10 protein-coding genes and 1 pseudogene are annotated in these 10786 nt (G+C 33.2%); 8 read left to right on the top strand and 3 right to left on the bottom strand.

The genetic code is table 11. The features are described 5' to 3' along the window. Positions 1-578: 578 nt before the first annotated feature. The 3 genes and pseudogenes from BFA01S_RS11660 to BFA01S_RS21940 form a co-directional block, all read left to right on the top strand. Entirely contained in the window at positions 579-806 is a 228-nt protein-coding gene (locus tag BFA01S_RS11660) for a hypothetical protein (RefSeq protein WP_066230257.1), read from the top strand. 469 nt (positions 807-1275) lie between these two features. After that, on the top strand, positions 1276-2037 hold the full coding sequence (locus BFA01S_RS11655; RefSeq protein ID WP_066230254.1) for a (S)-benzoin forming benzil reductase: 762 nt from the start codon (positions 1276-1278) through the stop codon (positions 2035-2037). Between the two features lie 56 nt (positions 2038-2093). After that, positions 2094-2819, top strand: a pseudogene (locus tag BFA01S_RS21940) (alanine:cation symporter family protein); the annotation flags it as partial. On the opposite strand, the gene BFA01S_RS11640 reads toward BFA01S_RS21940, so the two are convergent. Then, positions 2797-3330 (bottom strand): GbsR/MarR family transcriptional regulator, encoded by a 534-nt coding sequence (locus tag BFA01S_RS11640; protein WP_066230246.1) that lies wholly within the window; start codon positions 3328-3330, stop codon positions 2797-2799. The pseudogene BFA01S_RS21940 and the gene BFA01S_RS11640 sit on opposite strands and share 23 nt — an antisense overlap. A gap of 281 nt (positions 3331-3611) precedes the next feature. Here BFA01S_RS11640 and BFA01S_RS11635 point away from each other — a divergent pair, with 281 nt between their 5' ends. Genes BFA01S_RS11635 through BFA01S_RS11625 form a run of 3 tightly spaced genes read left to right on the top strand, consistent with a single transcriptional unit; the run spans position 3612 to position 6587 of the window. Then, positions 3612-4850 (top strand): quaternary amine ABC transporter ATP-binding protein, encoded by a 1239-nt coding sequence (locus tag BFA01S_RS11635; protein WP_066230243.1) that lies wholly within the window; start codon positions 3612-3614, stop codon positions 4848-4850. A 1-nt stretch (position 4851) separates the two neighbouring features. Beyond that, positions 4852-5700 (top strand): ABC transporter permease, encoded by an 849-nt coding sequence (locus tag BFA01S_RS11630; RefSeq protein WP_066230241.1) that lies wholly within the window; start codon positions 4852-4854, stop codon positions 5698-5700. Continuing rightward, a complete protein-coding gene (locus BFA01S_RS11625; protein WP_066230238.1) occupies positions 5700-6587 on the top strand; it encodes a glycine betaine ABC transporter substrate-binding protein in 888 nt (295 codons plus the stop codon). Before BFA01S_RS11630 ends, BFA01S_RS11625 begins: the two co-directional genes overlap by 1 nt. Positions 6588-6735: 148 nt before the next feature. On the opposite strand, the gene BFA01S_RS11620 is transcribed toward BFA01S_RS11625, so the two are convergent. After that, the gene (locus tag BFA01S_RS11620; protein WP_066230235.1) at positions 6736-7398 is read right to left on the bottom strand and encodes a phosphatase PAP2 family protein; all 663 of its coding nucleotides are present in this window, start codon (positions 7396-7398) and stop codon (positions 6736-6738) included. 230 nt (positions 7399-7628) lie between these two features. Between BFA01S_RS11620 and BFA01S_RS11615 the strand changes: the two genes are divergently transcribed. Continuing rightward, positions 7629-7847 carry a hypothetical protein gene (locus BFA01S_RS11615; RefSeq protein ID WP_066230232.1) on the top strand — a complete coding sequence of 73 codons (219 nt, stop codon included), beginning with the start codon at positions 7629-7631 and terminating at the stop codon, positions 7845-7847. A gap of 35 nt (positions 7848-7882) precedes the next feature. Here the strand turns inward: BFA01S_RS11615 and BFA01S_RS11610 are convergent, their stop codons facing one another. Next, the gene (locus BFA01S_RS11610; protein ID WP_066230229.1) at positions 7883-8089 is read right to left on the bottom strand and encodes a superinfection immunity protein; all 207 of its coding nucleotides are present in this window, start codon (positions 8087-8089) and stop codon (positions 7883-7885) included. A gap of 942 nt (positions 8090-9031) precedes the next feature. Between BFA01S_RS11610 and BFA01S_RS11605 the strand changes: the two genes are divergently transcribed. Further along, positions 9032-10723: a methyl-accepting chemotaxis protein gene (locus BFA01S_RS11605; RefSeq protein ID WP_066230227.1), complete on the top strand. Its 1692-nt coding sequence runs from the start codon at positions 9032-9034 to the stop codon at positions 10721-10723. Positions 10724-10786 lie beyond the last annotated feature (63 nt).

The following is a 10786-nucleotide window of genomic DNA, read 5'->3' as shown; positions in this document are numbered from 1 at the left end:
GGTGGGAATACAAATTATAATAATAATCAGTTATTTTTATAAAAAGCAGTCCTTAAACTACAAAAAGGCTATCATTTTGATCAATTTATTCATAACGATAGCTTTTTGTAGTTGAATAATACTTAACTAAGTGGAAATTATAAACGGAAAGCTTAAAAATGGTGTGGCGGTGGTTATAAAGGATAAAGACTTCTATGCTGGCATTTTCAGCTTTATAATTGGTATTTTCGCAATTTATATGTTCTTTCATGCGACTAAGGAACGTTTTTTGAATAATAAAACGTATGACCACATCAGGTATATAACCCCATTTCCAGTTAGTTTTAATTTCTTGTTTATTAAAATTTTGTTTATGGTAGGAGGGCTTTTATGTTTGGCTATTAGTGTATACGGAATTATAAAACCATTTCTATAGGCTAATCGTACTTCAACTAACGGGTAAAGTTACTTAAATAATGAGGCTGCCTTTTCTCTTTGATAATCTGTGTAGGTTGGTTGAAAATAGTGAATAAATATAAACATAAACATAAATATAAAGTTAACTCCATATAAAAGAATGATAAGCGAGGAGACTAATCATGAAGCCTTATGAAATAAATAACATGATTATTGATGATGAATTTGATGGTGAAGAATTCGTGACAACTGATTTTGCTTACCAAAATAAAGATTATAGCATTACTTTTAAAAAAGCAGACCTTGAAATAATTAATACATGGGTTTTTAAAGATGGTACGTCTCTTCCAGCAAATTTATCTGATAATATTATTGAATTAATAAGAGAAGAAGTTAAAAAGAGAATCTAGTCACATGTACTAGTTCTAATTTATTATGGTTAGTTTTAGAAAAGTTTTGATTATTAATATAAAGACTCAACTAAAATTGGTTATTAATGTTGAAACATATTTGAAATTGGATAGAATTTTTTCGATAAACGGGTAGCTTTTTTTAAAGAAAGTACATTCTTTCGTGAATACAATTTTATTTATCGATCTTCCACAATCGGGCGCGATTGTTGAGCAACATGGGTAGAAAATGATCAAATTTTTTAATAAAATCGAAACTTAAATATGTTAGATAATAAGCCATTTTGATCAATCTTTTTTCAAAATGGCTTATTTTAATTTGCTGTAAAATGCAACTTCATTCAATATTTTTAATCAAACTTTATTTCAAAGCTACAACTGAATGTTCTGGATATCAACATCTAAATAATTCCAAATAGTGAAATATATGTAGTAAAATAAAAAGGTATTTAAAGTTAGGAGGAGAAAAATGAAATATTTTATAATTACGGGTACATCGAGGGGAATTGGAGCATCCTTAGCAAAGAAATTATTAGACGAAAATCATCACATTTTTTGTATTTCCAGAAGTAATAATCAAGAACTAATTAGTATTTCAAAAGAAAGAGATAATAAATTAAGTTATTATCAATTCGATCTTTACAATATAAACAAGATTGATTTACTTTTTGAAGATATATTTAAAGCTATTAAAAATGATTCTGAGATAGAATCTATTTATTTAATAAACAATGCAGGTGTCTTATCTCCACTTACACCATGTGAAGAAAATAAAACGGAGGATATTTTGAGAAATGTAAATATTAATTTAATTGCCCCTATGGTCATTACTTCCAATTTTATAAAACATACTAATATTTTAAACTTAGACAAACGTATTATGAATATATCATCTGGCTCAGCAAAGTATTTATTACCATCTCAAAGTTCTTATAGCACTTCTAAAGCAGGATTAGATTCTTTTTCTAAAAGTATAAGCATAGAGCAGATGAATAAACCTTTTCCTGTTAAGATTATTTCAGTGTATCCAGGAGTTATAGATACAGAAATGCAATCTGAAATTCGTTCTGTAAAAAAAGGAGATTTTCCATTTGTTGAACAATTTATTCAATTATCTAAAGAGGGGAAATTACAATCTCCGGAATATACAGCTGAAAAATTAATAGAATTACTATTTAATGAAAATTTCGGAAATGAAATCATTGTCGAAGATTTAGCTCTTACTACATAACCTTTTTAATTAATAGTATTAATTAAAACTTAATTTAAACAACAAAAATTGGAGTTATTTTCGCTAATGCATTCGGACTCCAAGAAGTTGTCGGCGGAGGAATCGGTGCAGCAATTGAAAACGGGATTAAACGAGGACTATTTTCTAATGAAGCAGGAATGGGAAGTGCACCAAACGCAGCTGCTACAGCTAATGTGTCACATCCTGCAAAACAAGGCTTCGTTCAGGCATTAGGTGTTTTCTTTGATATGATTATTATTTGTACGACGACGGCTGTTATGATCTTATTATTTACTTCCACACCAGACCCTGCTTTAGACGGTATTCAGATTACACAGGTAGCAATGGCTGCACATATAGGAGACTGGGCACAAATATTTGTAGCTATCGCTATTTTCTTATTTGCATTCAGCTCTATTATAGGGAATTATTACTACGGGGAAACAAATATAAAATTTCTAAGTGGGAACCGCTTGTGGCTTATTCTTTATTGTTAGGCAGTGGTTACAATGGTTCTTTTCGGTTCGATCTCCGGTTTCCAATTTGTATGGAACATGGCAGATCTGTTCATGGGTGCGATGGCTATTACAAACTTAATTTCTATTATGCTCTTAGCGGGAATTGCTATTAAAGTATTAAAAGATTATACGAGACAGAGAAAAGAAGGGAAGGACCCTATGTTTCAGCCTCATACTATTATAGGATTAAAAAATGTGGAAGCAAAAGAAAAAAAGATAGATACACAGCATATAAACTGTGTTATCTATCTTTTTTTGGAATGAATTCAAAAATCTCATGTGATTCCAAACTGTCAATTAAGCGGTTCAGCCAGTCATAATAATCTAGGGCTTTATTCAGCTTTTCAATATCACTGTTAATTTCTCCAAGTATTTCATTATCTAAGTCTTGTATGTCGAGTAGTTCTTTTAATTCATGTAAAGACTTCTCAATCGCAGCAATATTCATAGAAACGCCATTTCTCCATTTAGTGGAGAAGAAATCGATGAAATTTTGATGCCAATCTTCTTCTACTTCATATAAATCTTTTCTTACACCTTTTTTCCATACTTTATTCACCATATTAAGATCGGTAAGACTTCTTACAGATGTGCTCATACTTGTTTTACTCATACCGAGTTCCAATTTCATGTCATCTAATGTCATCGGTTCATTTTGAAAGTACAGCAATCCCCATAGTCTTCCGATAGAAGGACTAATTCCATACAAGTTTAAATTTTGCGAAATGGCTTTAATGACACGTTCACGTGCTTTATTCAGTTTATCCTCTACCATTAATAGTATCACATCCTAATAGAACAATAATTATAGACTACCTATTTACAGAAAGAATGTAAAGAGATCGAATATGGAGTATATGTAAGTAATGCAGAGGATTACTAAGAATACAATTTGTAAAGTACGTACAGAAAAAACTGTACATACTTTATCGTAGAATACAGCGTTATATGCGCTTTGTAATCATTTTGTCATCTATCTATAATAGTTAGGGAAGCAAATTTTACAAAGATTGGAGGAATAGATCGTACTATTAGGAACTAACTCGAGGTGAAAGTATGGATAATTTAAAAATATCTGTTAAAGAAGTATCAAAGATTTTCGGAAAGAATAAAAAACGAGCAGTACAACTTCTTAAACAGGGAAAAACGAAACAGGAAATTTTAAAAGAAACAGGTTCGACTGTCGGTGTTAATCAAGTAAACTTTGATGTCTATGATGGAGAAATATTCGTTATTATGGGACTCTCTGGAAGCGGGAAATCAACATTAGTCCGAATGTTAAACAGATTGATAGACCCGAGCAGTGGACAAGTATTTATTGACGGCACAGATATTGTCAAAATGTCAAAAGAAGAGTTAAGAAATGTACGCAGAAATAAAATAAGTATGGTTTTTCAGCAATTTGCTCTTTTCCCCCATCGTACAGTACTTAAAAACACCGAGTACGGGTTAGAGATACAAGGTGTTGACAAGACAGTTCGAACAGAAAAAGCAATAGAAGCATTAAAGCTAGTTGGACTGGAAGGATATGAACAGCAATATCCGAGCCAGCTAAGCGGGGGAATGCAGCAAAGGGTTGGACTGGCACGCGCGCTTGCGAATGATCCTGATATTTTATTAATGGATGAGGCATTCAGCGCTTTAGACCCGCTTATAAGAAAAGATATGCAGGATGAACTGTTAACACTTCAATCTACAATGGGAAGAACGATCATTTTTATTACCCATGATTTAGATGAAGCTTTAAAAATCGGTGACCGAATTGCATTAATGAAGGACGGAAATATCGTTCAGATCGGTACACCGGAAGAAATTTTAATGAATCCTTCTAATGACTATGTCGAGCGATTTGTAGAAGATGTTGATTTATCAAAAGTACTGACAGCGGCACATATTATGAAACGCGCCGAAACGGTTCAAATAGAGAAAGGACCGCGTGTCGCACTTCGGGCAATGAAAGATAACGGTATTTCATCGATTTATGTCGTTGATAAGAAGATGAATCTGTTAGGTGCTGTAACAGCGGCTGATGCAAGAAGAGCAGTGGAAAATAATTTTTCATTAGAAGCTGTATTAACAAAGGATATAAAGACAGTCACACCTGAAACATTATTAGTTGATTTATTCGATGACGTATCAAATGCTGTTATTCCAGTAGCAGTCATTGATGACATGAACCGTCTGAAGGGAATTATCGTTCGTGGGGCTCTTATTGGAGCATTAGCAGGAAATGAGTCTTATATTAATGATTCTGCTGACCAAGATAAACTTCCTGAAATGAAGGAGGTGCTGTAAGATGGAAAATCTATTTCCAAAATTACCGATCGCAAATTGGATTGACAGCATAATTGAATGGCTGGTAAATCATTTTGAACCTGTTTTTGAAGGAGCATCAACAGTTGTAGAAAGTTTTGTTGATGGAATTGTTTCAGGACTCGGTATTATCCCATCATTTCTATTAATGATTATCGTTGGATTGATCGCTTGGAAAGTTTGTAATTGGAAGATTGCTTTATTTACGATTATCGGACTTTTTCTTATTGATAATTTAGGATATTGGTCAAATATGTTAGATACAATTGCCTTAGTTATTATTTCTGTCGGTATATCTATAATTCTCGGTATTCCTATTGGAATTTGGGCATCGCAAAGTGAAACAGTGAGCAAAGTTGTCACCCCTTTACTTGACTTTATGCAAACGATGCCTGCATTTGTTTATTTACTGCCTGCTATTTTCTTCTTTAATATCGGGGTAGTACCGGGTGTTGTTGCTTCTGTTATTTTCGCTATGCCGCCAACAATTAGATTAACTATCCTAGGAATAAAACAAGTTCCTAAAGAGTTAATTGAAGCAACAGAAGCTTTTGGCTCAACGACAGCGCAAAAACTAATAAAAGTCCAATTTCCAATAGCGTTACCAACGATTATGGCTGGTATTAATCAGAGCATTATGCTCGCACTGTCTATGGTTGTTATCGCATCTATGGTCGGTGCACCGGGTTTAGGAGCGGATGTATACAGAGCAGTGACACAGCTTCAAACAGGTACAGGCTTTGAAGCAGGTCTAGCTATCGTTATTATCGCGATTATATTAGATCGTATTACTCAAAATATAGGTAAAAAGAAAACTGGGGGAGAAATGTAATGTTTAAAAAAGCAACGAAATTATCATTGGCATTAGGCTTAACTTTTGCGTTGGCTGCGTGCGGAAGCGGAGAGAAAAGCGGTACTTCTCCTGCAACAGTAGGTGAGAGCGTAGACTATAAAATTACAGGAATTGATCCTGGTGCAGGAATTATGAAAGCAACCGCAACAGCAATCGAAGAATATGACTTAAAAGACTGGAAGCTAATCGAAGGTTCTGGAGCGGCAATGACTGCTTCTTTAAAGAAAGCATATGATAAAAAAGAACCAATTATTATTACAGGATGGACTCCGCACTGGATGTTTTCTAAATTTGATTTAAAATATTTAGAAGATCCGAAAGGTGTATATGGAGGAGAAGAAAGTATCCACACAATCGCTAGAAATGGATTAAAAGCTGATCTTCCTGGTGCATACACGGTATTAGATCAATTTACTTGGACTCCAGCAGATATGGGAATTGTTATGAGTTCTATTCAAGACGGAAGTTCTCCGGAAGAGGCGGCAACAACATGGATTGAAGGAAATGCTGAGAAAGTAGCAGAATGGACGAAGGATGCTGCAAAAGGAAACGGAGAAGAAGTAAATTTAGCTTATGTTGCATGGGAAAGTGAAATCGCAAGTACGAATGTAGTCGCACAAGTATTAGAAAGCTTAGGCTATAAAGTAACATTACGCCAAGTAGAAGCGGGGCCAATGTGGGCAGGTGTCGCTGATGGCAGTGTTGACGCACATCTTGCCGGCTGGCTCCCATTAACACATAAAGACCAGGCGGAAAAATTCAAAGGTAAATATGAAGACTTAGGAGTTAGCTTAAAAGGAGCTAAGACAGGGTTAGTTGTACCGAAATATATGGATATCAATTCAATTGAAGATTTAAAGAAATAAGATAATTATATAGAGAAGAGGGTAATAAGAAATAAACGGATTTCTTATTACCCTTTTTTTATTTTAAAGAGAAAAGAGAAAGATTAATAAGATAGTTTTTTAAGAAAAGTCAAAGGAATATCAGAAAAGCTGATTATCTCCTTTATCATTATCTTTCATTAATATGCTTTTGGTTATAACGTTTTTCTTGGTATCGTTGATAAAACCAAATAGCAAAGGTAAGCGAAAATCCTCCCGTAAAATAACCAGCTATAATATCACTCGGATAATGCACTCCTAAATAGATACGGCTTATTCCAATTATGAGAATGAATATACAGCTTATGAAGATTAAGATCGTACGACCCCATCTAGCAGGAATATGGCGCCATAACAAGAAAGTTAAAATCCCATAAACGGTCATGGCATTCGTTGCATGCCCGCTTGGAAAACTATAACCAGCTACTTCAATTAGCCGATGTAAATCTGGACGAGCTCTTTGAAAGAATAACTTTAAGATAATAAAAAGAAGATTAGCACCTAAAATGACAACAATAAATAAAATAAGTTCCGAACGTTTTTTAAACACTTTATAGAAGATAACCAATGCCATAATAGAGATAACTATAATAGACCCTGTGGAACCAATAAAGGTGAAAAATTTCATAATAATCGTCAATAGTTTTGATTCAAATCCCTGAATAAAGGATATAACCGCACTGTCGAATTGGATAATTTCCTGCCTGCTAATTAGAAGAGCCATAAAGCAGAATCCAACCAGTGATAACAGACATAAAATTAAAGCGGTAGTAAATTGAAATTTCATGTTCATAAAAATGTCTGCCTCCAAATCATTAAATTTCCTCCATTATCTATCATGCAAAATTAATAACTATGGGTTGGGAAGATGTAGGGGTATTCATTTTATTATTATTTTCTAGTTGCATTTTATACAATCTTATACGTTAATGAGGTCTATGTTTAACGATTCTTTTTCCGAAATTAAACAACTTTATTATTTCTAGACATCATAACTGCTTGTTTGATATAGGGAACTGAAAGATGAAAGTCTTAAAGCACATCGTGAAGATAGATGATCGAAGTAGAGCCGCAGCTAAAATTACGGAAACTCATTCTTACCAAAATAAACGGAATGGAGTGTATGCATTAGATCTTAACAGTAGAATAAAGAGGGAGGATTTAATGAGGATGGAAATCTTAATTATGAAAAACTACGAAAATGGTATACTAGGGACTTCTCATACGAAGCAGTTAGTCTGAATGGAAGTTGAAAAAGTCCCTCTTTTTAGCTAGTTCTATGCAGTTCTATCGTCTTTTGTAAGTGACCAAATAAAGGCTGCTACCCAACCTAAGAATGTCCAGCCCACTAATAAGTTTAAAAAGAAAATAGCTACAGTATTGTTTTTCTTTTTTAACAAAGCAATAATAAAAGGGATAAAATATGCTAAAACTGCTATTGCTATCATAAATAATAATGCTAATAAACCAAAAAAACTATCCACAAAAATTCCCTCCTTTCAATTTTGAAATAATAACTTCAAAACGGTAATAATAAAAAGAATCCCAGTCATTCATATGTATTAATTTTTATAAAAAAAGAAGGGATTCCATAGTAAAATTTTACAATAAAATGGATAATTTTTTAAATGAAAGAAAATAGTTTGTTAGTATTAAAAATCTATTATTTTTATAACTCTAATTTAGTTTTAAGATTATGCATCTATAAAAAATGGTATGATCATATGTCTTATTGCCAATCCTCATACAAAGGAAGGGGAATTAAATGAAAATAATATTTAATTTTCTATTAATATTAAGTTTGTTATTAAATGTAATCTTCGTTTGTTTTTTTAACGATTTTATGGAGTTAGTACCACCAGGTTCTATATATCTTTTATTGTTTGTTTTTTTTCTTGGAAATTTGTTATTCTCATTAATATTATTGATTAAATCCGTACTTAACTATCAACATTACAAAATAAGAACTTATCTCTCTTTTATTACATTTGTGGCTAGTGTTTTGAGTACATTTATTTGTTTTGCAATAATTTTCACGGAATATTTTATAGGACCACCTGCTTAAATCAATAACTATATTAAAAAGATGGTCTTCTATTAGATGTAGACCATCTTTTTATGACTTTACTGCCAATCACTTAGCTTCCTAGAAGAAACATAGTTAATTTAAATACATCTTGTAAAAAAATTAGAGGTTCCTTATAATTTATAGGTATAATGACTAGGGTATTTTAGCCTAATATTCGATAAGCGTAACGCTTTGAAAGATGTGGATGTAAAAAAACAAAATAACTACAACATCAAACAGTTTCCGAAACATCCTTTCATGAAAATCTTTCCTTTTAACAGGTTAGCTAAAAATCACCATTAGGTATAATTATGCTTCAAAATAATTTAAAATTTGAGATACTTGGAGGAAATATTCGATGAAATGGACAATTGGCAGGAAGTTGATTTATGGTTTTGCAGTCGTTCTATTTATTTTAATTGTTATGATTGGTGTAAGTTATTATGAAATAGATGTTGTGGATGATACTTATAGTTCTGTAATCGAAAATGAAGCGGAGAAAGCCGTGGAGTTTAAAGAGCTGCAAGTTATAGCAAAACGAGAAACCATTAGTTTGCGTGGTTATTTACTTTTAGGCAATGAGCAATCATTACAAGATTTTGAGATAACGAGAGCGGAATATAAAGAGAAATCCGAACATTTATTGGAGACACTTGAGATTTCACAATCTATCCAAATGCTCAAGGAACTCAATCAAATTGAGAATGAATATGCGCAATTTGCTGGGCAAGTTTTCGAGCTAAAAAGACAGAATGACACAGATGCTGTTAATGCTTTGATATCGTCCCAAGGTCCTGATATTATAAATAAATTTGATGAACAATTGAATAAGTTATCAGCCTTTCAAGACGATCTATTAGAAAAGGGCAGTAAAGATGCCTCTGAAAAAGTGGCTGATACTAAAGTAGAGATTTTAGTATTGGGGATACTTGCTGTTATGATTGGTATTGGGATAGCTATATTCATAGGTCGTCTTATCTCAAAACCGGTAATAGAAATAGCGGATGCAGCAACTAAGATTTCCAATGGCGATCTCACAGTAGACGATATTAAAGTAAAAAACAGAGATGAAATTGGAGATTTGGCAAATTCATTTAATCAAATGACAGGTAATCTTAGACTTTTAATTAAAAAAGTAAGCTTAAATTCTATACAGGTAGCTTCATCGGCGGAAGAATTAACAGCAGGTGCGGAACAAACTACACAAGCAACTCATCAAATCACAACATCAATCCAAGAAGTTGCAGGTGGAGCAGAAATGCAGGGACAGGGTGCAAATGAAAGTTCACTGGCGATGAAAGAGATGGCAGTCGGTATTCAACAAGTTGCACAAACAACTTCCTTTGTATCTGAATTAGCAATAGAAACAAGTACCGAGGCAATTAATGGAAATGATTCACTTCAAAAAGTTATACACCAAATGAATACAATTAGTGAGGTTGTAGATAATTCTGCCTCTGTTGTTAAAGAGTTAGGGGAACATTCTAAAGAAATTGAAAAGATTATTGAAGTTATTACATCCATCGCTGATCAGACAAATTTATTAGCTCTTAATGCTGCGATTGAAGCTGCTCGTGCAGGTGAACATGGGAGAGGTTTTGCGGTGGTAGCTGATGAGGTAAGAAAGCTTGCTGAGCAATCTAAAGAGTCAGCAGATCAAATCGCCAGCTTGATCCGAAAAATCCAAGGAGATACAACCCATGCGGTAAATGTAATGGATAAAGGGACACAAGAAGTTAAAGTGGGAATAGTAGTCGTTCATGAAGCAGAAGAAGGTTTCAAAAAAATTCTGAGATTAATTGAACAAGTAACATCTCAGATCGAAGAAGCTTCAACCTCATCCGAAGAGATATCTGTCAGTGTAGGAAAGGTTAGTGTCTCTATCGAAGAAATTGCTCGTATTGCTCGAGATTCTGCTAGTAATACTCAAAATGTTGCTTCTGCTTCAGAGGAACAATTGGCATCAATGGAAGAAATCACTTCTTCCGCATCCGATTTATCCAAAATGGCAGAGGAATTACAAGTACATATTAACCAGTTCAAAGTTTAATAAAATGGAAGAGTCCCTGGACTGTACTAAGCATGAATAAAAAACATCCTGTTTCATTTTAAT

It is taken from the genome of Metabacillus fastidiosus NBRC 101226, from assembly GCF_001591625.1.
Classification (GTDB): Bacteria; Bacillota; Bacilli; order Bacillales; family Bacillaceae; genus Metabacillus; species Metabacillus fastidiosus.
The sequence above is the reverse complement of the archived record's forward strand: the minus strand, read 5'-3'. Positions and strand labels throughout refer to the sequence as shown.

Excerpts from the sequence above, each read along its gene's own strand:
- BFA01S_RS11660 (WP_066230257.1), top strand. The coding sequence starts at position 579 with ATGAAGCCTTATGAAATAAATAACATGATTATTGATGATGAATTTGAT.
- BFA01S_RS11655 (WP_066230254.1), top strand. The coding sequence starts at position 1,276 with ATGAAATATTTTATAATTACGGGTACATCGAGGGGAATTGGAGCATCC.
- BFA01S_RS11640 (WP_066230246.1), bottom strand. The coding sequence starts at position 3,330 with ATGGTAGAGGATAAACTGAATAAAGCACGTGAACGTGTCATTAAAGCC.
- BFA01S_RS11635 (WP_066230243.1), top strand. The coding sequence starts at position 3,612 with ATGGATAATTTAAAAATATCTGTTAAAGAAGTATCAAAGATTTTCGGA.
- BFA01S_RS11630 (WP_066230241.1), top strand. The coding sequence starts at position 4,852 with ATGGAAAATCTATTTCCAAAATTACCGATCGCAAATTGGATTGACAGC.
- BFA01S_RS11625 (WP_066230238.1), top strand. The coding sequence starts at position 5,700 with ATGTTTAAAAAAGCAACGAAATTATCATTGGCATTAGGCTTAACTTTT.
- BFA01S_RS11620 (WP_066230235.1), bottom strand. The coding sequence starts at position 7,398 with ATGAACATGAAATTTCAATTTACTACCGCTTTAATTTTATGTCTGTTA.
- BFA01S_RS11615 (WP_066230232.1), top strand. The coding sequence starts at position 7,629 with ATGAAAGTCTTAAAGCACATCGTGAAGATAGATGATCGAAGTAGAGCC.
- BFA01S_RS11605 (WP_066230227.1), top strand. The coding sequence starts at position 9,032 with ATGAAATGGACAATTGGCAGGAAGTTGATTTATGGTTTTGCAGTCGTT.